Below are 23,088 nucleotides of genomic sequence, written 5' to 3'. Positions count from 1 at the left end.
CCTGTTGGTCTAGTGGCAATAGCGGAGAGGTCACACCTGTTCCCATGCCGAACACAGTAGTTAAGCTCTCCAGCGCCCATGGTAGTTGGGGCTTTGCCCCTGCGAGAGTAGGACGCCGCTAGGCAATTTTTAAGCCTGTAAGGGATTATCCCTTACAGGCTTAATTTAATATAAGGAAAAAATTTAATCCCCAAAAAAATTAAATGCTGTTGTACAAACAAGTTCAGTATCTGTTTTTCATAGAATGAAATATCAATATATTATGAGTTTTTTGTATAGTTTCGTTAGATTAGGAGAAACTAAACTAGCGGAGGTGGAGAATATGAAAACTGTTGAAGGTTATAAAGAAGCTTGTGGAATTTGTGAACAAGAGAAATATAGAGGCATTCATTTATATAATCTGTTTATTTGTTGTGAATGTGAACAAAAGATGATTCATACAGAACCAAAGGAAGAGCAATATCAGTATTATTTACACAAGCTTAAGCGTATTAGTAAACCAACCTTATATTCATAGATTAAACCACCCTTATCGTTTCCCCTTAGCGATAAGGGTGGTTTTTTAAAAAAGAACTTAATATACTGCTAGATTTTATAGGGTGGTATAATATCAATAAAAAGCTAGGATAATTAGAGGTGACCATTAAATGCTTAATCAACAACAAGTCCCTTTGTATGAAGCATTGAAAAAAAGAGGTAAATCAAATCCTATTTCGTTTCATGTACCAGGTCATAAAAGTGGACTAGTATTTCATAATTATGGAAAAGATTCATACAAAGAAATATTATCGCTAGATTTAACTGAGTTGACTGGTTTAGATGATTTACATGCTGCTCAAGGTGTAATTGCACACTCACAACATCTTGCAGCAGAATGGTTCCAAACCGAATCCACTCACTTTTTAGTAGGAGGTAGTACAGTTGGTAATTTAACAATGATACTTGCGACTGTTCAGCCAGGAGATAAGGTAATTGTGCAAAGAAACAGTCATAAATCAATTTTAAACGGATTAGAATTAAGCGGAGCATCACCTATTTTTGTTGCTCCTGATTTTGACGAGAGTGTAGATAGATATACTGCTCCTAATGTTGAAAAGCTGAAAAGCATCATTCAAACTAATCCAGACGCAAAAGCGATTATTTTAACTTATCCAGATTATTTTGGAAGAACCTTCAATATTGAGTCAGTCATTTCATATGCTCATAGATACAAAATACCAGTTTTGGTTGATGAAGCGCACGGTGTTCATTTCTCAGTAGGTACTATATTTCCCAAATCATCCATTGAATTAGGTGCTGATATGGTTGTGCAATCCGCTCATAAAATGGCACCTGCTATGACGATGGCTTCTTTCTTACATAGCAACACTTCCTTAATATCTTCTGAGAAAATAAATTACTATTTACAAATGCTCCAATCAAGCAGTCCCTCTTATCCATTGATGGCAAGTCTTGATTTAGCTAGAGCATATTTAGCCGATATAGTAATTGACGATCTCTTAGAAATACAAGCTAGTGTTGACAGGTTAAGAAATGTATTAAGCAAAAGTAGCTATTGGCAAGTAGTTGAGACTGTAAGGGGAGTGGATGACCCATTAAAAGTAACGATTCAGGTAAATGAAGGTTATACAGGAAGTGGAGTCGCAGAGCTATTTGAAAATCAACAAATATATCCTGAATTGTCTACACATAACCAAATACTGTTCATCCATGGATTGACATCATTTTGTGAATGGGACCAGCTTATTGAAGCGATAGAAAAGATAAATGAACAATTAAAATTAGCACCTAGACATGCTACAATAGATAATGAGTTACTATTTAATGAACCAACTCAAACTCTTGCTTTGTCTTATCAACTAATGAATGAAAAAAAGACAAGGTTCGTAACGTGGAAGTCAGTCTATGGACTTATCGCGGCGGAGGCTGTTATTCCTTATCCTCCGGGAATTCCTTTAATAATTAAAGGAGAAAAAATTTCGAAAACACACGAAAACATGGTAAAATACCTTTTAAGTAAAGGAACTAGTTTTCAAAATAATGATATAAGTGAAGGACTTAAAGTGTTTGAATAGCTTCGGTAAGAAGAGGTACTAACTACCCTAATATCCTACCTGAACTATTTACACAGTGATAATCTCCGCTAGACCGATGTTGCTGGGAATATTCAGTCATTTGTGTTTATCTTAAAGCTTTTACTAAAGGAGAATAATTGTGGTAGGACATTTTATTACATTTGAAGGCGGTGAGGGAGCAGGGAAGACATCTATATTGAAAGCACTGGAAAAGAGTTTAGTAATTGATGGTTATGATGTGATTACAACTAGAGAACCAGGTGGTATAGAAATTGCTGAAAAAATAAGAGATGTCATCTTGAACCCGACTCATACCTCGATGGACGCTAGAACAGAAGCACTTTTGTATGCAGCTGCGCGTCGTCAGCATTTAGTTGAAAAGGTATTACCAGCACTAGAAAAGGGAAAAATAGTATTATGTGACCGATTTATAGATAGTAGTTTAGCTTATCAGGGATATGCTCGTGGGCTAGGAATGGACGAGGTGTATCAGATTAATGAATTCGCGATTGAGGGGTTTATGCCAGAAATAACTCTATTTTTTGATATAAAACCAGAAATAGGTTTGAAGAGGATAGCTAAAAATAAAGATCGTGAACAAAACCGTTTGGACTTAGAGCAATTAAAATTTCACGAGAAGGTACATGAAGCATATCAAAAACTGGCCATTAAATTTCCAGAACGAATCTATCGTGTTAATGCTAACCAAACGATGGATGTAGTTGAAAAGAATGTCTATAATTTAATTGTGAATTTTTTGAAGGCTAAAGCGGATTAGTCCTTTGTTTCCTAATAATTTCTCCATTCAATATTATTTACTTGTTTGAATAGATTATATTAAGAATTAGAAAAGGAGGGAAAAAGTTGAAGCTTGTTTTAGCGGTAGTACAAGATAAAGATAGCAATCGATTAACTGATGCTTTAGGCGATGAAAATTTTAAAATAACAAAACTATCTACAACAGGTGGGTTTCTCAAAGAAGGAAATACAACATTGATGATTGGCTGTGAAGACAAATATGTTGATGAAGCATTAGATATAATACGAGATAACTGTAGTCAACGTGAGCAGATGGTGGCGCCTATTTCTCCAATGGGAGGGAATGCTGATTCGTATATTCCAAGACCAATTAATGTTGAAGTTGGTGGAGCCACAGTATTTGTTGTTCCTGTAGATTCTTTCTTTCAATTTTAGAGTTAAGGGGATGACAAACTAAATGAAAATCAGTCAGGATTTGCATGCTCAACTAGAATCCTCAAAAAAGAATCCACTTAGCCAATCAAAAGGCACGAAAAGCTTTGATGCAGTCGTAGAATCTCAGACACAAAAATTAAAGCAACAAGAATTGCAAAAACTAATGACGCAGCTTACAAATCAAGGCGAACGATTAACAAAGTTTCGCTCATTTAAAGACTTAGCAAAATATAAACGCTTGGTTAAGGATTACGTTCAAGAGACTGTTCAATATGGAATGAATCTAAAACATTCTCATAGTTGGAGTATGGACGGAGATAGTAGAAGATTAACGATTGTTAAAGAAATAGATAAAAAACTTGTTGAATTAACAGATGAGCTTATGGATACAGAAAAACGTTCACTTGGAATTTTAGAAATTATTGGTGAGATAAAAGGTCTATTAATAAACCTCTATACGTGACCAGACTTTTATAGTCTTTCAGGGATGTAATCAACCAGTTTCGTAAGAGGATAAGAGGTTCTTTAAAAAGTGTACTTGTTATGCTTTTTCAAAGAGCCTTTTAATGAATATAGAGTTCAATTACTACTTAAGTAAATAGGTGTAAGGGAAGTAATAATTATGAGAACATGGTCCGAAATGGCTTCTATTCAACCTTTAGTCAGCAAGATGTTAACAAATAGTTTAACTAAAGAGCGTATTTCACATGCGTATTTATTTCAAGGTGCAAGAGGAACTGGAAAACATGCGTTAAGCATTTTATTAGCTAAAAGTATTTTTTGCAATAATAAAATAGGTATTGACCCTTGCAACAGCTGTAAGGAATGTCATCGAATAGATACCGGTAACCATCCAGATGTACACCAAATTGCCCCAGATGGTCAGTCAATTAAAAAAGAACAAATTTTACATCTCCAGAAAGAATTCACTTATACGGGTTTAGAGTCCAATAGGAAGCTATATATTATTACTGATTCTGACAAAATGACTGCAAATGCTTCCAATCGATTGTTAAAATTTTTGGAAGAGCCAAGCAAAGAAACTACAGCTATGCTTTTAACAGAAAACAGTCAATCGATATTGCAAACCATAAGATCCAGGTGCCAAATTATGGCCTTACAACCACTGAATCCAGAGAATATTAAAAATAAACTCGTAGCAGAGGGATTGTCTAATTCCAACGCGAAACTGATGGCCGCTTTGACAAACAATATTTCTGAAGCAATAGAGATAAGTAACGATGAGTGGTTTGCTAATGCTAGAAAGATAGTGGTACAATTAGTAGAAGTGCTCCAAGCTAAACCAGATGAATCTTTACTATTCATTAATAATCATTGGATGCCTCATTTTAAGGAACGAGGACAGCTCCAACGAGGATTAGATTTACTAATAATTTGGTTTAAGGATATCATATATAGTTATGTGGGTAATGGAGAATCCATTGTCTTTGTATCTGAACAAGAAAAAATAGCACAGTCCTCTATGATATGGTCTAGAAAGCATGCAACAAAGGTGTTAACTAATATTATGGAAGCAAAAAGAAAATTAGATCAAAATGTAAATCCTGCTTTAGTAATGGAGCAATTAACGCTTCAAATACAGAGGTGAAGATAAATGATAGAAGTTATAGGTGTCCGTTTTAAGAAAGCGGGTAAAATATATTACTTCGACCCGAATGACATTACTATTGACAAGGATAACTACGTAATCGTTGAAACTGTGAGAGGCGTAGAATTTGGAAAAGTAGTAATATCTAATAAGAAGGTCGATGAGGAAGATATAGTTCTCCCTTTAAAGAAAGTCTTACGTATTGCAAGTGATAAAGATAAGTTAATTGTAGCGGAAAATCAAGAAAACTCTCATGAAGCTTATCGTGTATGTCAGGAGAAAATTCAAGAACACGATTTAGATATGAACTTAGTAGATGTTGAATATACCTTTGACAGAAATAAGGTTATCTTTTACTTCACTGCTGATGGTCGTGTGGATTTCAGAGATCTTGTGAAAGGTCTGGCTTCCATTTTCAAGACAAGGATCGAGTTGCGTCAGATAGGTGTCCGTGATGAGGCTAAGCTCTTAGGTGGGATAGGACCTTGTGGGCGTATGCTTTGTTGTTCAACTTTTTTAGGCGATTTTGAGCCAGTGTCCATTAAGATGGCAAAGGATCAAAATTTGTCATTAAACCCGGCAAAAATTTCAGGGCTATGCGGTCGGTTAATGTGTTGCTTAAAATATGAGAACGATGACTATGAGTATGCTAAGAAAGAACTTCCTGATATAGGGAAGAAAATAAGCACACCTTATGGATCAGGTAAGGTAGTCGGTATAAACATCCTAGAACGTATTATTCAAATTGAAATTCCTGAAGAAGAAAAAGTAATTGAGTACACTTTACAAGAACTGATAGACGAAGGAGTTATCAAAACGCAAGCCACGGAATAATGGGGTGGAGTCATGAACAAGAAAGATGTTTTTGAACAAGTATCCTATATGGAAGAGCAAATTGGACAACTTTATCAGCAGCTTGGTGATTTGAAAAATCATTTAAGTGAACTATTAGAAGAAAACCACCGACTTGGTGTAGAAAATCACCATTTGCGAAATCGATTAGAATCAAGTCAGGATAGTAATGGTGATCCGATTGATAGTGATGGTAATAAGGATCTCTCGATAGGTGAAGGATACGATAATTTAGCTAGACTTTATGAAGAAGGATTTCACATTTGTAATGTTCATTTTGGGAGTCCGCGCCAACATGAGGACTGCTTGTTTTGTCTATTGTTTTTAAATAAGACTAAATAGTTGAAGGCAGTCATTATGAATAAGACCGATGTATTAGAGCTTAAGGTCTGTTCAGGAAACAAAAGTTATGTATAGATAGGATAGATAGCTGAAAAATAGTTAAGGACTGACCAAGAAGGTTTTGCAAGTAGCCTTTAAGTCAGTCCTTCTTTTATGTACTATTAATTTGGAGGATAAAAACAAATGGTTGATTTACATGATGATGAGCGATTAGATTATCTAATGTCAGAAGAACAAATGAAAATAATACAAAGTCCATCAATTAGTGCTTTTTCACTTGATGCTGTTTTACTAGCTAGTTTTACATATGTCCCGATTAAAAGAGGAAATATCTTGGATCTTTGTACAGGTAATGGTGTTATCCCGTTACTACTTAGCAGGCGTTCAAAGGCAACTATTTCAGGTGTGGAAATACAAGAGCGGATCTATGATATGGCAAGGAGGAATGTTGAAATAAATGAACTTACAGAACAGTTGACCATGATACATGGTGATTTAAAAGAGATGCCAAAACAATTGGGAAACGGTAAGTTTGATTTAGTAACGTGTAATCCACCTTATTTTAAGACGTTGGAACCAAGACAACAAAATAATAGTGATTACTTAACAATAGCGCGACATGAAATAAAGTGTACGTTAGAAGATGTAGTCAAAGCGTGTAGCATTCTAACTAGACCCGGAGGAAAGGTTTCAATGGTTCATCGTCCGGGCAGATTAGTAGAAATAATAACACTTTTTAAAAAGTATAAGATCGAGCCAAAGAGACTACAATTGGTATATCCTAAAAAGGGAAAAGAAGCTAACACGCTATTAATTGAAGGGATTAGAGATGGAAGTCCGGATTTGAAATTTCTTCAGCCATTATACGTTTATGATGATGATGGAAATTACACAGAGGATTTAGAGGAAGTTCTATATGGAAAAACAAAATAAACATTTTGTTTACATGCTCTGGGTGTAGTGATGGTACGCTATATACTGGCTACATCAACCATTTAAAGGAAAGAGTGCGAATGCACAACCAGGAAAAGGAGCGAAATACACAATGGGGCAGAAGTCCTGTTAAGTTAGTGTACGTTTGTCTTTTTCCAACGAAGTCAAAAGCGCTACAAACAAATTCAAAATTAAAAGATGGAATAGAACAGCCAAAAAAAGCCTGATTAAATACGGTGAAGAGGGGCAGGATGAATGATACATACACAAAGTAGTTTCCAAGGCGAAGTCACGACAGGAACTTTATATATTGTGCCAACACCCATAGGTAACTTAGAGGATATTACTATCCGAGCGATAAATACCTTAAAAGCTGTTGATATGATTGCAGCAGAAGATACGAGAAATACCAGGAAATTATTAAACTATTTTGAGATAGATAATAAATTGATAAGTTACCACGAGCATAATAAGCAGTCACGAGAAAACAAACTACTAAATTTATTAAAAGAAGGTTCGGACATAGCACTGGTAAGTGACGCTGGAATGCCGGCTATATCTGATCCAGGATACGAGATTGTTAAAGCTGCAGTGGAGATAGAGCTACCTGTAGTTGTTCTACCTGGTGCAAGTGCAGCTTTATGTGCATTAGTCGGCTCGGGGTTACCTGCAAATGAATTTTATTTCTATGGGTTTCTACCAAGAAAGAAGAAAGATCGAGACGCTGACTTAGAACGATTGAATTCCATTCGTGGAACGTTACTCTTTTATGAGTCGCCTCATCGGTTAGTAGATACATTAGAATATTTATATGATAAATTCGGTGATCGAAGGATTACGGTTGCTAGAGAGTTAACCAAACGTTTTGAAGAGTATATTAGAGGTAATATATCAGAAGTAATTGAGTGGACTAATAAAGGAATAATCAAAGGAGAGTTCTGTATTGTAGTTGAGGGCAATCCTGATTTTGAGTCAGATAAAAAATTGTGGTGGAGTAGTTTAACTATAGAGGAGCATGTTAATCATTACATTAAAATAGATAAAATGCGAAGTAAAGATGCAATTAAATTGGTATCAGAAGATAGAAAATTACCGAAACGAGAGGTTTATCAAGTATATCATGTAGAATAAAAGTGATTCTTCCGACAGCAGGTGTCTTTTTTTAGCCAAAATGAAAGCTTGTATCTAGCGGTTTAGGTTTTGTTCTCGATAATAAAATACCTTCGCATATGATTGCGAAGGCGAAATTTAGATATTTAATTTATTATTTAATCTTTGATTGAATTTCATCAATTAAAGCTTTAGCGCCCTCTGGGCTTAAAACTAGTTTACCGTTAGCTAATGTAAAGTTATCGTCAGAAATTTCACCTGTAACTTGGCAAGTCATGTTTGGTTTATATTTCTTAAGGATGATACGCTCATCGTCTACATATATTTCTAGAGCATCTTTTTCATTAATACCCAGTGTACGACGGAGCTCAATAGGTATTACTACTCGGCCTAATTCATCAACCTTACGTACAATCCCAGTAGATTTCATTTAGTAAACTCCCCTCATTCAATAATTCGTCAATATTCGACAGTTTCTAAAATTATCTTACCAGTAATTTACATAGGTGTCAATTGCAATTTATTGGTATTTCATGTTATTAGGAAAGTTGAATGCAAATTAGTTCACTAATCAGCACTTGTGATGAACTACTTTCCTTATATAGGAAATGAGGAAATAATATAGCTTCAAAGTTCGACATAATACGACATAGAATTTATCTTTATCGTTGACCAGATGGAGCAAAATTAGTTATAGTTTTAACTAAAAATGAAAGTTAATGTAAAAAATTCATTTAAAATGGAAATATTAGATTAAAATCGATACAATAATAACAGACTGTTTTAAAAATTGTTCTAAGTTATATCAGTTTTGAATGTACATAAGAGGAGGCACCAATATGACAAAGGAAAAAAAGACGTTTTATTTAACAACGCCAATTTATTATCCAAGTGGTAATTTACACATCGGTCATGCTTACAGCACGGTAGCTGGTGATGTAATGGCAAGATATAAACGGTTACGAGGTTATGATGTTTTGTATTTAACTGGAACTGATGAACATGGGCAAAAGATACAAAAAAAAGCAGACGAAAGTGGTGTTACACCACAAAAGTATGTTGATGAAATTGTTAGTGGTATAAAGGACCTTTGGGAAAAGCTTGATATTTCCTATGATGATTTTATTCGAACAACTGAGGACCGACATAAGAAAGTCGTCGAAAAAATCTTCGCACAGCTATTAGAACAAGGCGATATATATTTAGATGAGTACGAAGGAAGCTACTGTACATCATGTGAATCGTTTTTCACTGAGCGGCAATTAGAAAGTGGAAAATGTCCAGACTGTGGTGGTCCGGTAGAAAATGTCAAAGAAGAATCTTATTTCTTTAAAATGAGTAAGTATGTTGATCGCTTAGTTAAGTATTATGATGAAAATCCAGAGTTTATTCAACCAGAAAGCAGAAAAAATGAAATGATAAATAATTTCATAAAGCCAGGGTTAGGTGATCTTGCAGTCTCTAGAACTACCTTTGATTGGGGGATTAAAGTACCTGGAAACCCAAAGCATGTTATTTATGTGTGGATTGATGCTTTATCTAATTATATTACAGCATTAGGTTATGGAACGGATAATGATGAGAAATACCAGAAGTTTTGGCCGGCTGATGTCCATTTAATGAGCAAAGAAATCGTCCGATTCCATACTATTTATTGGCCAATCATGTTAATGGCACTTGATTTACCATTACCTAAAAAGGTGTTTGCTCATGGGTGGATTTTGATGAAAGATGGCAAAATGTCGAAATCAAAAGGTAACGTAGTAAGCCCTACCGACTTAACAGAACGTTATGGTTTGGATGCACTTCGTTATTATTTACTACGGGAAGTGCCATTTGGTTCTGATGGAGTATTTACACCAGAAGGCTTCGTAGAGAGAACAAATTACGATTTAGCAAACGATTTAGGCAACTTATTAAATCGTACGATTGCTATGGTTGTGAAATATTTTGATGGTGAGGTTCCAGCGTTTCAAGAGTCTGAGGATCAATATGATCAACAGCTTGAACAACTCGGAAGAGAAACGATAGATAAAGTTGAAGCAGCGCTAGATGAGATGCAGTTCTCGGTAGCTTTAACAACAATTTGGCAATATATTAGTCGTACAAATAAATATATTGACGAAACACAACCTTGGGTACTAGCAAAAGAGGAGAGTAATAAAGAAAGATTAGGTAATGTAATGGCACATCTTGCTGACTCATTACGTCGAATTGGTGTTTTATTACGTCCATTCTTAACTAAGACTCCAGCAAGCATATTTGAACAGCTTGGTGTTGAAAAAGATGAACATAAATCATGGGAAAGTCTGAATGAAATGGGTATTATTGATCAAGGGACAAAAGTGAAAAAGAAGGATCCAATTTTCCCAAGACTTGACGCGGAACAAGAGGTTCAAGTGATAAAAGATATGATGAAGGGCCCTGAATCCAAGCAAAAAGAAAAAAGTAATGAGTCAGAACAATTAAAAGAAGAGATTACTTTTGATGAATTTATGAAGTTAGATTTAAGAGTAGCTGAAGTCATTCACGCAGAAAAGGTCAAAAAAGCGGATAAACTCCTAAAAATTCAATTGGATTTAGGAAATGAGAAAAGGCAAGTAATATCAGGGATTGCTGAACATTATCAACCGGAAGATTTGGTAGGGAAAAAAGTAATTTGTGTGACAAACTTAAAACCAGTAAAACTTCGCGGTGAACTTTCACAAGGGATGATCCTTTCAGGAGAGGATTCATCTGGTAAGCTAGCGTTAGCAACAGTTGAACAATCGTTACCGAATGGGTCAATAGTAAAGTAAAAAGAAGTATAGGAACGCTTATCTAAATATGTGATAAGCGTTTTACTTTGTTCCTTAATAGTACCAAGGTGACAAACTAAACAAATTGGAGGTTTTTGTATGTTATTTGATACACATGTCCATTTAAATGTTCATCAATTCGATGAGGACCGGGAAGAAGTAATGGTTCGAGCAAAAAGTGCTGGTGTTGAATATATGGTGGTAGTTGGATTTGACCATGAGACAATCCCTAAGGCCATCGAACTGGCTGAAGCACATTCAAACATCTACGCTGCGGTAGGATGGCATCCAGTAGATGCAATAGATATGACTGAAAAAGAACTAACGTGGCTAGAAGAATTATCAAAGCATCCAAAAGTAGTCGCTATTGGAGAAATGGGTCTGGATTACCATTGGGATAAATCACCTAAGGATGTACAGAAAGAGGTTTTTCGTAAACAAATCCAACTCGCCAAAAAAGTTGATTTGCCAATTATTATTCATAATCGAGAAGCAACTGAAGACATCATACAACTTTTAAAAGAGGAAAAGGCTGAAGAAGTTGGTGGTATCATGCACTGTTATAGCGATTCTCCGGAATACGTACAGGAGTGTCTAGATATGAATTTTTACATATCATTAGGAGGTCCTGTTACATTTAAGAATGCGACACTGCCCAAAGAGGTTGCGAAAATTGTTCCTCTTGATAGATTACTAATTGAAACAGATTGTCCTTTTCTAGCACCACACCCGAATCGAGGCAAAAGAAATGAACCTGCATATGTAAAACTGGTCGCTGAAAAGATTGCTGAGTTAAGGGATACTACATTCGAGCAAATTAGTCAGACCACAACCGAGAATGCATTGCGTTTTTTTCAAATTAAATAAATAAACATCATAGGTCAAAAAATGCAATTTAAAGCTGTTTAACTACTAAGAACTTTGTCGGAATTTTTGAGTTATATTAGCAATCTATTATGTGCATAATGGGAGGAGTCGGGTCAACCCGGCTCCTTTTTCTATTGGTGCTTAGGAAATTATAAAATTGGTTTCGTGTGAATAATTTTTTGACAAGGTTAGGCAGTGTACCCCTCCAGCGCCGACCCCGCCTCAGGCTTGTCTCTTATTGCCCTAGGCTAACAATGCGCTCGCGCTTTTCTTATTTCGGAGTCTAGTTTAGTAACCAACGAATGAGTATTTAAGCCTAAATCGTTGTTTGTAATACAATTTTAATAAACTTGAAACATTAGCGGCGGTATGCGACTAGACTCAGTATTGACAGGTGTTTTGGAGTTTTTAATAGTTAAAGGAGCATTTGACAGGCAAATTCGTTGTTTATATAATACAACGGCAGGATAAAGGAGGCAAACGAGCATGAGATTCATTTCAAAGCTATTGCCGGCGTTAAAAACAAAGCTGGTTATTCCTATCTTAAGTATTATTGCACTTGTTGCTTTTATAAGTTTTACAACTTATCAAGTAACAAAAGCGCAGGTCACTGTAACCCAAGATGGTGAAGTTGATGCTGTTAGAACGCATGCTGAAACAGTAGGCGATGTACTTAATGAACTAGGAATTAAAATGGAAGATCATGATGAACTTTCACACCCAAAAGACGAACTTATTACATCCGGAATGGAAATTAATTATACAAAAGCCAATGCAGTTATCGTTTCAATAGATGGTGAAGACAAAGAATACTACACTACAGAAGATACCGTTGGAGAATTTCTTGCTGAACAGGAAATCAAACTTAGTGATCATGATGAGCTTTCAGTAAGTAGTGATCAACAAATTGAAGCAGGACTATCAATCGGGGTAACGAAGGCATACCAAGTAACGCTTAATGACGGTGGCAAAGAAAAGCAAGTCTGGGTTACTGGAGGAACGGTTGAAGATGTATTAGAAAGTGAAGATGTTAGTTTAGGAGAATTAGACCGATTAAAGCCAAACAAATCAGACGAAGTTTCCAAAGAAACAACTATTAATGTTACAAGAGTAGAAAAGGTAACAGATATTGTTGAAGAAACAAAAAAGTACTCAGTAGTTAAAAAGAATGATAATTCTCTTGCTAAAGGCACAGAAAAAGTTGTGTCTTCAGGTCAAGAAGGAGTAATTGCTAAGCACTTTGAAGTTGTATTAGAGAATGGTGAAGAAGTAAGCCGTGAATTAGTTAAAGAAGAAGTTAAAAAAGAAAGTAAACAACGTGTAGTATCAGTCGGTACAAAAGTTAACAAGAATACAGGAACCCGCACAGTATCACGTGGAGATGATAATGTTGCAAGAACACTTACGATGCATGCAACAGCATATAACTGGAATTGCGCTTCATGTGATGGTGTTGGTAAAACGAGAACTGGAATTAACCTAAAAGCAAATCCTAATATAAAAGTTGTCGCAGTAGATCCAAGTGTAATTCCTTTAGGAACCAAATTATGGGTAGAAGGTTATGGGTATGCGACTGCTAATGATACTGGTGGCAATATAAAAGGCAACCGTATCGATGTTCATTTACCAACCTTATCGGCCGCACAAAGTTATGGTCGGAAAACGGTCCAGGTTAGAATATTGGAATAGAATATCTTTTTAAATATCGCCCTTGCCATATGGTAAGGGCGATATTTATAGTACAAAAATTCTCGATATCACTAAAAGTATAGTATTGTTATAGTTGTATTTGGTGTTTGTACTAAAATAAAAAAGATAAATCAGGAAGGTACAGGTTAATGTACTGTTTTAATAGATGGGGGATTAGTGAAGTTTGAAGATTAAAGAAATTATTGTAGTAGAAGGAAAAGATGACACAGCTAAGATTAAACAGGCAGTCGATGCAGATACAATTGAAACGAATGGCTCTGCTGTAAATACAACTATTATTGATCAAATCAAACATGCAAATGATATAAGAGGGATTATAATATTTACAGACCCGGATTATCCTGGTCAACGAATTAGACACATCGTTTCAAACGCAGTTCCAGGTTGTAAACATGCATTTCTGTCAAAGGATGAAGCCAAGGCAAAACATGATAAAGGGATAGGTATTGAGCATGCTACCAAAGAGACGATAAAAAAAGCGCTATCTAATGTGTATGAGCTTACAGAGGAATATAAGAGTGAATTGACTAGGGAAGACTTACTAAACTATGGATTATTAGGTGGGGAAAAAGCAAGAGCAAGAAGAGAAAAGTTAGGACGTGAACTAAGGATTGGTTACACCAATGGGAAACAATTGCTTAAACGATTGAATATGTTTAAGATTACCAAGGAAACATTTACCGAAACAGTTAACAAAATTGTGCAGGAGGAAAAAGATGAGTAAACAAAAGGCAATCGCAACACCTAACAAAACGAAAGAAATCTTAAATAAATATGGTTTTTCATTTAAGAAAAGCCTAGGTCAAAATTTCTTGATAGATGTAAATATATTAGAAAAAATTATTCATTATGCTGGTATTAATAAACAAACAGGCACGTTGGAGATAGGCCCGGGGATGGGGGCGTTAACGGAACAACTAGCAATACACTCCGATAAAGTGGTTGCCTTTGAAATAGATCAACGTCTTATTCCTATTTTAAACGAAACCTTACAGGTATATTCAAATATTGAAATAGTAAACAACGACATATTAAAGGCTAATATCAAAGAAGTAATTGAATCACATTTTGACTCAGGTCAAAAGATAAAAGTAGTAGCTAACTTACCGTATTACATAACAACACCTATATTAATGAAATTGCTAATGGATCGACTACCTGTATCAAGTTTTACTGTGATGATCCAAAAAGAAGTTGCTGAACGAATGGCGGCAGTGCCTAACACAAAGAGTTATGGTTCTTTATCGATAGCGATACAGTATTATACACACGCAAGTGTAGTAATGAACGTTCCTAAAACTGTATTTATGCCTCAGCCTAATGTAGACTCCTCTGTACTACATTTAGAAGTCAGACAAAATCCGCCAGTCAATGTTTTGGATGAAGACTTCTTCTTCAAACTAGTACAAGCTTGTTTTGGTCAACGAAGAAAAACATTAAGAAATAATTTGGTGCGACATTTTGCATCAATATTAAATAAAGAACAGATAGAATCCTTTTTGAATGATGTAGAAATTGATGGCACTAGAAGAGGCGAGTCTTTAACTATGGAGGAGTTTGCGAGCTTAGCGAATGTTTTTTACTCTGGATTAAGAAAGCAATAGCTTAAATCAGTAACAATTTTTTTCAACGCATCATAGGCTATTTCATACCGAATAAAATGAACCTGGCCTAGTGAGAGGTGGAAAAATGAATTTTACTACTGGTGAATTAGTAACGCGTTCATCGTATAATCACGATGTTTTATTTCGCGTTATTACGATTGATAATGATATCGTACTTTTGCATGGTGAGGATATCCGTTTGGAAGCTGATGCAAAGGTAGATGATTTAGTTAAGGTAGAAGATAGAGAATTAGAAAAAAGAAAAAAGAAAATAAAAGAAAAAGAAGATTATTCATTTCGACTTTTCCGTCAGGACTACCAATTGATGAAAGAAAAGCGTGAATATGAATCAACCTCTGGCTATAATCATACAGCTAATTACTTTCAAATCCCTGCTCGAGTACTTCATTTAGATGGGGATCGTCTTTACCTGAAAAAATGTATTGATTTATATCAACGGATCGGTTTACAGGTTCATGGGGTTCACCTTGATGAGAAGGAGATGCCAACCGAGATCGGTTCACTGGTTGAAAAGATTCAACCTGATATTATAGTAATTACTGGTCACGATGCGTTTTTAAGAAATAAAGGATCAAAAAAAGATATTCGAGCCTATCGCCATTCTAAATACTTTGCTGAAACAGTTAGAGAAGCTAGGAAGGTTGTACCTAATTTAGATCAATTAGTTATTTTTTCTGGTGCATGTCAATCACATTTTGAATCACTAATTAGAGCGGGGGCGAACTTCGCAAGCTCTCCTGCGAGGATTAATATTCATGCGTTGGACCCCGTTTATATTGCAGCAAAGATTGCATTTACTCCTTTTATGGAAAAAGTAAAGGTTTATGATGCACTTCGAAATACGATGACAGGAGAGAAGGGTTTAGGCGGAGTTGAAACTAAGGGATTATTACGGACTGGAATGCCTTATATTGAAGAAGACAAAACAGAGGTAGAATGACGTTAGGTAAAGCTATGTGATAAGTATTTTATATTTTAATTTACTTCTATAGAAAAGTATAAAACCTAGTTTCATTTTATTAGTTATCTGAGTGAAATATCTCCATATAACTTACTTTGGAAAATAGTGTTTTATTAATAAATTTAATAAAAGCACATAATTTTCAACTTTTGCGAGAAAATAAATTATATTAAAATAGTAATAATTGTTGACATTAATTTTACTATACTGTTATAATATATTATTTTACTTGACTAAGTAAACAAGCTATGGTATAGTGAATATAGTGAGGTGGAGTGTATTGGCTAAAACATTAGTAGAAATCAAACATGGTCTTGATGGGCAAATTGGAAAACGCTTGAAGCTAAAAGCTAATGGCGGAAGAAGGAAGACAATTGAACGTTATGGTACTCTGTCTGAAACATATCCTTCAGTCTTTACGGTAGAATTAGATCAGCAAGAAAATGCATTCGAACGTGTTTCTTACAGTTATGCAGATGTTTTGACAGAAACAGTTGAATTAAACTTCATTGATGATATGAGCAAAGTAATGTAATAATTTTTTGGGAAGCAGTGAACATCGTTTGCTGCTTTTTTATATGTTCTGAATCAATTTCATAATATTTAATTATACGAAGAAATGATTCAATAGTAAGGTGAAATTATCCTATTAATGAATCATCTGGATCGAATAATTAGAATTCTAATGCAAAATATAAAGTATGTCGTAGAACTATCTTAGAAAGGGGCTGCTTTCATGGGTAGAAAAAGAGGTATAATGTCCAACCAATTGAAAGAAGAAATCGCTAAAGAGTTAGGATTTTACGACACGGTCCAACAAGAAGGTTGGGGAGCAATCAGATCACGTGATGCTGGAAATATAGTTAAACGAGCATTAGAACTGGCAGAGCAGCAGATGCAAAAGGGCAAATCCTGAATTTTTAGGGTTGCCCTTTTTGTTTTTGTGTATGGTATGGTAAATTTATAGGTATATGAATAAAGAAGGTGAAAGGCATGTATGTACTAGAAAAAGCACCAGCTAAAATAAATCTTTCTTTAGATGTCTTATTTAAACGGCCTGACGACTACCATGAAATAGAAATGGTTATGACTACTATTGATTTGGCAGACCGAATTGAATTAATATCTCAAAATAAAGATTGTATAAAAATTGAATCGGAAAATCGATTTGTGCCGAGTGATGAACGTAATTTAGCTTATCGAGCTGCAAAATTATTAAAAGATACCTATGGAATTACCAAGGGTGTAAAAATAATTATCGAAAAAAACATTCCAGTTGCTGCAGGTTTAGCGGGTGGAAGTAGTGATGCAGCGGCTACATTAAGAGGATTAAATCGACTTTGGTCATTAGGGTTAACAACTAAACAATTGGCTGACTTAGGTGCAAAGATTGGCTCTGACGTATCATTTTGTGTATACAACACGACAGCGTTAGCGCAAGGTAGAGGTGAAATCATAACAGAAATACCTGCACCTCCGGCTTGTTGGGTTGTTTTAGCGAAACCAACACAAGGAGTATCAACACAATCCATATACCAACAGCTAAGCCTAAATGAATCAAAACACCCGAATACCAACGGCATGATTGAAGCAATTAAAAATAATGATTATTCAACGATGTGTAATTTGTTGGGAAATGTATTAGAACCTGTAACAGTGTCACTACATCAAGAAGTAGAACAGATAAAAAGACAAATGGAAAACTCTGGTGCAGATGCAGTTTTAATGAGTGGTAGTGGTCCTACCGTTTTCGCTCTTGTCCGCCAGGAAAGTAGGGCTAGAAGAATTTACAATAGCCTTAGAGGATTTTGTGAGGAAGTTTATGTTGTTCGAATGCTAGGATATCAAGAGACACTTGATTGAAACCGTATAAAATGTTATGTTTAATTGAAAATATTCGGTTTTTAGAGGTGTAAACATGAAAAGAAGTGAGCGATTAGTCGCAATGACTAATTATTTGATTGAAAATCCAATGAAACTGGCTTCATTGCCATATTTTTCAAGTGAATATGATGCAGCGAAATCATCCATCAGTGAAGATTTAGCAATTGTAAATAAAACTTTTCAACAACAAGGTATTGGTTACTTAAAATCTATTTCTGGTGCTGCAGGTGGAGTCAAATATATCCCAGAATACTCGATAGAAAATAGTGAAGAATTTATTGGTGGACTCTGTGAAAAAATGGAAGATCCTAGCCGATTACTTCCTGGTGGCTATTTGTTTATGAGTGACTTACTTGGTGAACCTGCAATAGTAAGAGATATTGGTAGGCTTTTTGCATCGAAGTTTTCTGAATTAGAAATTGATGTTGTAGTAACTGTAGCGACAAAGGGAATTCCGCTAGCGTATGCGGTAGCGTCCTTTCTCAATGTTCCGGTTGTGATTGTAAGGCGAGATCCAAAAGTTACGGAGGGTTCAACAGTAAGTATAAATTATGTCTCTGGGTCCTCAAGAAAAATACAAACAATGGTTTTACCAAAAAGAAGTTTACAAGAAGGTGCCAAGGTTTGTATTATTGATGACTTTATGAAAGCTGGAGGTACAATTAACGGTATAAAGGATTTACTTAAAGAGTTTAACGCTGAAGTAAAAGCAATTGGAGTTATGGCTGAAGCGGAGGATGAAGAAGAGGACCGGGTTGTGGATCAATATATTTCATTAGTACAAATATCAAACGTCGATATTAAAAATAGTCAGATCCAAGTTAATCAAGGTAATATCCTTAATGAACAGAGTTAACAAAAAAATGTTAACTCTGTTCATTAATTGTAGGCCTTCCTCTAGAAAAAATCAGGCTTTTTTGTATCCCCTTTCATTTAAATTTTGTAAATAGTGTTAAATTTCAACTAATTCGCTGATAATTTAAAAAAAGTTTTCAAAATAAGCAGGAATTCTCTCTATTTTGTTGAATCTATGATTATAAGTTCTTAAGTTATAAGTAGGAAATAAGTTCTAATAGGGAAAAGGTGGTGAGACATAATGGAAGTTACAGACGTTAGATTACGCCGCGTTAATACCGAGGGAAGAATGCGAGCAATTGCTTCTATTACGTTGGATCAGGAGTTTGTCGTCCACGATATTCGTGTTATTGACGGAAACAATGGTTTATTTGTAGCAATGCCTTCAAAGCGGACTCCCGATGGGGAATTCAGGGATATTGCACACCCGATTAATTCTAATACACGAGCAAAGATTCAAGATGCTGTATTGGAAGAGTATCATCGTGCTGGCGAAATGGAAGTTGAATACGAAGAAGCAGGAGCTTCTTAAGGAAAAATACAGCGGGGGTCTAATCTAAATGATTAGGCTTCTTTTTTGTAGTCAAGCATGTTATAAAAGGCTGTTTTGGATAATTAATTCTTAAAGTCTGCAGCGAATGTTACTTCGAAGCTTTTGGGTGAGAAATAGTAGGCATACCATTCCCTCCTGAGACATTAAGACAAGCCTTGTCGCGGGTGAAGAACAAACGGTGAGGTCTGCTTTATTGTCGATCTTGTTCTCAGCTTTAGAGCATACCTATTAGCCATTTCACATTTTGCAATAAATAATAAAAGGATTTTATCACAGTATATGAATACCTTTACAATATCATTCATCTTTATTTAAGGCATTCTTTGTTGAAATACCCCTATTTTTAAGATATATTCGTAATTGAATAATTTAAAAAATGAATAAAGTTTTATCTGTGTTAAAGTAAGAATAATGTTTACTATTAAACGAAGATTTACATAAATGAAAATTAGAACCGAATTTTTATAGAACCTGTTGATTTGGTGAATTGAAACGGAGGATGCTTCATGACAAAAAGATATGCTATTGTGCTCGCAGCGGGGCAAGGCACACGAATGAAATCAAAACTTTACAAAGTACTTCATCCAGTAATGGGCACGCCAATGGTGGAGCATGTAGTTAATCAACTAAACCTTTTACAGTTAGAAAGTATCACTACAGTAGTTGGGTTTGGTGCTGAAAAAGTGAAAGAACAATTAGGTGATCAATCAAGCTTCGTGATCCAAGAGGAACAACTTGGCACAGGACATGCAGTAATACAAGCCGAGGATTTTCTCAAAGATAAAGAAGGGACGACAATTGTTGTTTGCGGAGATACACCACTATTAACAAGTCAGACGTTAGAGGATTTGTTAAACTACCATGACCAAGAAGGCGCGAAAGCAACTGTATTAACTGCAAAAACGGACGATCCATCTGGATATGGTCGTGTAATACGTAATCAGGCAGACGATGTTGAACGAATTGTTGAACATAAAGATGCTAGTGATGTTGAAAAAAATATTGGTGAGATAAATACAGGTACTTATTGTTTTGATAATAAAACATTATTCAAAGTTTTAAAGCAGGTTTCTAATAATAACTCTCAAGGAGAGTATTATCTACCTGATGTTATTCAACTTTTAAAGCAAGCTAATGAAAAAGTAAGTGCTTTTCAAACGTCAAATTTTGATGAGACTCTAGGGGTTAATGATCGGATAGCATTGTCACAAGCTGAAAAGCTGATGAAAAAAAGAATTAATGAAACACATATGAAAAATGGTGTTACAATTATCGATCCTGATAATAGTTATATCGGGCCTGAGGTTGTAATCGAACAAGATGTTGTTATACACCCTGGTTGTGTTATAAACGGAAAAACTATTATAAAATCAGATGCTGTTATCGGACCTAATACTGAAATTAGAAATTGTCATATTGGGGAAAATACAACCATACGACAAAGCGTTGCAACCGATAGTAAAATTGGGAAAAGTGTGCAAATAGGACCTTTTGCGCATATCCGTCCGCAAGCGGATTTGGGTGATGAGGTTAAAATAGGTAACTTTGTAGAAATTAAAAAATCCTCGTTGGATAAAAATAGTAAGGTATCTCACTTAAGTTATATTGGGGATGCCGAAGTAGGTAAAGATGTAAATATTGGTTGTGGAACAATCACCGTAAACTATGATGGCGAGAACAAGCATCTTACTAAAATAGAAGATGATGCCTTTATTGGATGTAATTCTAATCTAATAGCTCCTGTTACCATTGGTAAAGGGTCATACGTGGCCGCAGGCTCGACAATTAATAAAAATGTGCCAAGTGATGCTCTTTCCATTGCACGAGTCAAACAAACAAACAAAGAAGATTACGCGAAAAAAATTAAAAAAACAAAGAAAGATTAATGGAGGGTCAACCAGATGTCAACGGGATATAAAGATTCATCTTTAAAAGTTTTTACACTTAGTTCAAATCCAACACTTGCTAAAGCGATAGCAGATAATATAGGAGTTGAATTAGGTAAGTGCTCCGTAACTGCCTTTAGTGATGGCGAATTACAAATAAATATTGAAGAAAGTATAAGGGGTTCTGATGTTTACGTTGTTCAATCAACATCAGAGCCAGGTAACCAACACATTATGGAACTGTTAATTATGATTGATGCATTAAAACGGGCATCTGCCAAATCAATTAATATTGTCATGCCATATTATGGATACGCAAGACAAGACCGTAAAGCTAGGGCAAGAGAACCAATTACTGCGAAGCTAATTGCAGACTTATTACAAACTGCTGGTGCTTCACGAGTGATATCGATGGACTTACATGCACCGCAAATACAAGGATTCTTTAATATCCCAGTTGATCAATTAATTGGTGTACCAATACTATCTGACCACTTCAGTAAAAAAGGTTTAGAAGACATTGTTATCGTCTCACCCGACCATGGTGGTGTAACAAGAGCACGTCAAATGGCGGACCGCTTGAAAGCACCAATTGCCTTTATCGATAAGCGTAGACCACGTCCAAATGTTTCTGAAGTCATGAATATTGTTGGGAAAATAGAGGGCAAAACAGCTATTTTAATTGATGATATGATCGATACGGCAGGTACTATTACACTGGGTGCAAACGCATTAATTGAAAACGGAGCAAAAGAAGTGTATGCTTGTTGTACACACCCCGTCCTTTCTGGACCAGCTATTGACCGAATCAATAGTTCTAAGATTAAGGAATTGGTCATAACAGACACAATTCCATTAAAGAAAGAAAAACAAATCGAAAAAATAACTCAGCTATCTGTTGCTCCACTAATTAGTGAGGCTATCATTCGAGTTCATGAGCTACAGTCTGTCAGTATATTGTTCGATTAAAAGTTATCTAGGTTTAGTTGAGCCGGTTAGTGGGAAATATAACAAGTAGATTGTTTTAATTTCATAGGAGGATGATTAACTTTGGCTGTAAAACTTAAAGCAGATCAACGAGAGAGTTTGAACACATCATATACAAAACAATTAAGAAAAGCTGGTTTAGTACCAGCAATTGTTTATGGCAATAAAAAAGAACCGATGACAGTTGCTGTAAATAGTATTGAATTACTTAAGACAGTGAGAGACGAAGGTATAAATGCTATTATTTCTCTAAGCATAGATGGAGAATCAGTAGATGTTATGCTTCATGATTATCAAATTGAGCCGTTAAGGGACGAGTTGATACATGCTGATTTCTATATCGTCAATATGTCTCAGGAAATGGATGTTGAAGTTCCAATCCATCTTGACGGAGAAGCAAAAGGATCTAAAGAGGGTGGCGTTTTACAACAGCCTCTATATAACTTAGCAGTAAGAGCGAAGCCTAGAGATATTCCTGAAGAGATTAAATTGGATGTGTCGAAGCTCGAAATAGGTGATAGTATTATGGTTGGCGACTTAAAAGAGGGTCGTAACTATGAAATACTAGAGGCCGAAGACGCTACGATTGTTACCATTCTTGCACCTGATAAAGGGACTGATGAGGACGACGAAGAGTCTGAAGAAGAACAACAAGAGCCTGAAGTAATTAATGAAAAGAAATCTGAAGAAGAATAATCTATAAATACTCGGTATGTATAAGTTAACCTGAGTGTACTTGAAAATAATAAAATAAATTTGAAGGCGTAACCCATTTGGTTGCGCCTTTTTAATGATTTAGGAGATTATAAAACGGACTTCTGTGGATAATTAATTCCTAAATTACTCC

26 protein-coding genes and 1 rRNA gene are annotated in these 23,088 nt (G+C 35.4%); 26 read left to right on the top strand and 1 reads right to left on the bottom strand.

The window, feature by feature from the left end; all coding sequences use genetic code 11:
- Window positions 1-8 precede the first annotated feature (8 nt).
- The 12 genes from rrf to rsmI all read left to right on the top strand — a co-directional run bounded on the left by rrf (window position 9) and on the right by rsmI (window position 8,136).
- Window positions 9-124: ribosomal RNA gene (gene rrf, locus LD272_RS20145) — 5S ribosomal RNA — on the top strand.
- Window positions 125-322: 198 nt separating this feature from the next.
- Window positions 323-517, top strand: coding sequence for a sigma factor G inhibitor Gin (locus tag LD272_RS20140; RefSeq protein WP_226038395.1), 195 nt, complete (start codon window positions 323-325; stop codon window positions 515-517).
- 130 nt (window positions 518-647) lie between these two features.
- Window positions 648-2,075: an aminotransferase class I/II-fold pyridoxal phosphate-dependent enzyme gene (locus LD272_RS20135; protein ID WP_226038394.1), complete on the top strand. Its 1,428-nt coding sequence runs from the start codon at window positions 648-650 to the stop codon at window positions 2,073-2,075.
- Between the two features lie 139 nt (window positions 2,076-2,214).
- Window positions 2,215-2,853: a dTMP kinase gene (tmk, locus tag LD272_RS20130; protein ID WP_226038393.1), complete on the top strand. Its 639-nt coding sequence runs from the start codon at window positions 2,215-2,217 to the stop codon at window positions 2,851-2,853.
- Between the two features lie 86 nt (window positions 2,854-2,939).
- Window positions 2,940-3,269, top strand: a complete 330-nt coding sequence (gene darA / locus LD272_RS20125; protein ID WP_226038392.1) for a cyclic di-AMP receptor DarA — start codon at window positions 2,940-2,942, stop codon at window positions 3,267-3,269.
- A 22-nt stretch (window positions 3,270-3,291) separates the two neighbouring features.
- A complete protein-coding gene (locus LD272_RS20120) occupies window positions 3,292-3,732 on the top strand; it encodes a YaaR family protein (protein WP_226038391.1) in 441 nt (146 codons plus the stop codon).
- A gap of 159 nt (window positions 3,733-3,891) precedes the next feature.
- Window positions 3,892-4,878, top strand: coding sequence for a DNA polymerase III subunit delta' (gene holB / locus LD272_RS20115; RefSeq protein WP_226038390.1), 987 nt, complete (start codon window positions 3,892-3,894; stop codon window positions 4,876-4,878).
- A gap of 6 nt (window positions 4,879-4,884) precedes the next feature.
- The gene (locus LD272_RS20110) at window positions 4,885-5,712 is read left to right on the top strand and encodes a PSP1 domain-containing protein (protein WP_226038389.1); all 828 of its coding nucleotides are present in this window, start codon (window positions 4,885-4,887) and stop codon (window positions 5,710-5,712) included.
- Between the two features lie 12 nt (window positions 5,713-5,724).
- Window positions 5,725-6,072, top strand: coding sequence for a DNA replication initiation control protein YabA (yabA, locus tag LD272_RS20105; protein ID WP_226038388.1), 348 nt, complete (start codon window positions 5,725-5,727; stop codon window positions 6,070-6,072).
- Window positions 6,073-6,255: 183 nt separating this feature from the next.
- Window positions 6,256-7,005, top strand: a complete 750-nt coding sequence (locus LD272_RS20100) for a tRNA1(Val) (adenine(37)-N6)-methyltransferase (RefSeq protein WP_226038387.1) — start codon at window positions 6,256-6,258, stop codon at window positions 7,003-7,005.
- A 5-nt stretch (window positions 7,006-7,010) separates the two neighbouring features.
- Window positions 7,011-7,232: a GIY-YIG nuclease family protein gene (locus LD272_RS21705; RefSeq protein WP_226038386.1), complete on the top strand. Its 222-nt coding sequence runs from the start codon at window positions 7,011-7,013 to the stop codon at window positions 7,230-7,232.
- A gap of 31 nt (window positions 7,233-7,263) precedes the next feature.
- Window positions 7,264-8,136, top strand: a complete 873-nt coding sequence (gene rsmI / locus LD272_RS20090) for a 16S rRNA (cytidine(1402)-2'-O)-methyltransferase (RefSeq protein WP_226038398.1) — start codon at window positions 7,264-7,266, stop codon at window positions 8,134-8,136.
- 133 nt (window positions 8,137-8,269) lie between these two features.
- Here the strand turns inward: rsmI and abrB are convergent, their stop codons facing one another.
- Window positions 8,270-8,545 (bottom strand): transition state genes transcriptional regulator AbrB, encoded by a 276-nt coding sequence (gene abrB, locus LD272_RS20085; RefSeq protein ID WP_226038385.1) that lies wholly within the window; start codon window positions 8,543-8,545, stop codon window positions 8,270-8,272.
- Window positions 8,546-8,954: 409 nt separating this feature from the next.
- Here abrB and metG point away from each other — a divergent pair, with 409 nt between their 5' ends.
- From metG to LD272_RS20015, 14 genes are all read left to right on the top strand, one after another.
- Complete coding sequence (gene metG / locus LD272_RS20080; protein WP_226038384.1) at window positions 8,955-10,913, top strand: methionine--tRNA ligase; 1,959 nt, start codon at window positions 8,955-8,957, stop codon at window positions 10,911-10,913.
- Between the two features lie 99 nt (window positions 10,914-11,012).
- Entirely contained in the window at window positions 11,013-11,780 is a 768-nt protein-coding gene (locus LD272_RS20075; protein WP_226038383.1) for a TatD family hydrolase, read from the top strand.
- Window positions 11,781-12,266: 486 nt separating this feature from the next.
- A complete protein-coding gene (locus LD272_RS20070) occupies window positions 12,267-13,469 on the top strand; it encodes a G5 and 3D domain-containing protein (RefSeq protein WP_226038382.1) in 1,203 nt (400 codons plus the stop codon).
- A 184-nt stretch (window positions 13,470-13,653) separates the two neighbouring features.
- Complete coding sequence (gene rnmV, locus LD272_RS20065; protein WP_226038381.1) at window positions 13,654-14,214, top strand: ribonuclease M5; 561 nt, start codon at window positions 13,654-13,656, stop codon at window positions 14,212-14,214.
- Window positions 14,207-15,094, top strand: a complete 888-nt coding sequence (rsmA, locus tag LD272_RS20060) for a 16S rRNA (adenine(1518)-N(6)/adenine(1519)-N(6))-dimethyltransferase RsmA (RefSeq protein WP_226038380.1) — start codon at window positions 14,207-14,209, stop codon at window positions 15,092-15,094. The genes rnmV and rsmA overlap by 8 nt, the downstream gene beginning before the upstream one ends.
- Window positions 15,095-15,179: 85 nt before the next feature.
- Window positions 15,180-16,055 carry a sporulation peptidase YabG gene (gene yabG / locus LD272_RS20055; protein WP_226038379.1) on the top strand — a complete coding sequence of 292 codons (876 nt, stop codon included), beginning with the start codon at window positions 15,180-15,182 and terminating at the stop codon, window positions 16,053-16,055.
- A gap of 301 nt (window positions 16,056-16,356) precedes the next feature.
- Complete coding sequence (veg, locus tag LD272_RS20050) at window positions 16,357-16,611, top strand: biofilm formation stimulator Veg (protein ID WP_226038378.1); 255 nt, start codon at window positions 16,357-16,359, stop codon at window positions 16,609-16,611.
- A gap of 201 nt (window positions 16,612-16,812) precedes the next feature.
- Window positions 16,813-16,992, top strand: coding sequence for a small, acid-soluble spore protein, alpha/beta type (locus LD272_RS20045; RefSeq protein WP_226038377.1), 180 nt, complete (start codon window positions 16,813-16,815; stop codon window positions 16,990-16,992).
- A gap of 77 nt (window positions 16,993-17,069) precedes the next feature.
- On the top strand, window positions 17,070-17,939 hold the full coding sequence (ispE, locus tag LD272_RS20040; RefSeq protein ID WP_226038376.1) for a 4-(cytidine 5'-diphospho)-2-C-methyl-D-erythritol kinase: 870 nt from the start codon (window positions 17,070-17,072) through the stop codon (window positions 17,937-17,939).
- 55 nt (window positions 17,940-17,994) lie between these two features.
- The gene (gene purR, locus LD272_RS20035; RefSeq protein WP_226038375.1) at window positions 17,995-18,816 is read left to right on the top strand and encodes a pur operon repressor; all 822 of its coding nucleotides are present in this window, start codon (window positions 17,995-17,997) and stop codon (window positions 18,814-18,816) included.
- Window positions 18,817-19,056: 240 nt separating this feature from the next.
- Window positions 19,057-19,347, top strand: a complete 291-nt coding sequence (gene spoVG / locus LD272_RS20030) for a septation regulator SpoVG (RefSeq protein WP_186575705.1) — start codon at window positions 19,057-19,059, stop codon at window positions 19,345-19,347.
- 527 nt (window positions 19,348-19,874) lie between these two features.
- Window positions 19,875-21,254: a bifunctional UDP-N-acetylglucosamine diphosphorylase/glucosamine-1-phosphate N-acetyltransferase GlmU gene (gene glmU / locus LD272_RS20025; protein ID WP_226038374.1), complete on the top strand. Its 1,380-nt coding sequence runs from the start codon at window positions 19,875-19,877 to the stop codon at window positions 21,252-21,254.
- A 15-nt stretch (window positions 21,255-21,269) separates the two neighbouring features.
- Window positions 21,270-22,223: a ribose-phosphate diphosphokinase gene (locus tag LD272_RS20020; RefSeq protein WP_226038373.1), complete on the top strand. Its 954-nt coding sequence runs from the start codon at window positions 21,270-21,272 to the stop codon at window positions 22,221-22,223.
- 81 nt (window positions 22,224-22,304) lie between these two features.
- Window positions 22,305-22,937 carry a 50S ribosomal protein L25/general stress protein Ctc gene (locus tag LD272_RS20015; RefSeq protein ID WP_226038372.1) on the top strand — a complete coding sequence of 211 codons (633 nt, stop codon included), beginning with the start codon at window positions 22,305-22,307 and terminating at the stop codon, window positions 22,935-22,937.
- Window positions 22,938-23,088: the final 151 nt, after the last annotated feature.

The organism is Aquibacillus saliphilus (assembly GCF_020404745.1).
GTDB lineage: Bacteria > Bacillota > Bacilli > Bacillales > Amphibacillaceae > Aquibacillus > Aquibacillus saliphilus.
Note: the sequence above shows the minus strand (reverse complement) of the source record. Positions and strands in the feature narration are given on the sequence as shown.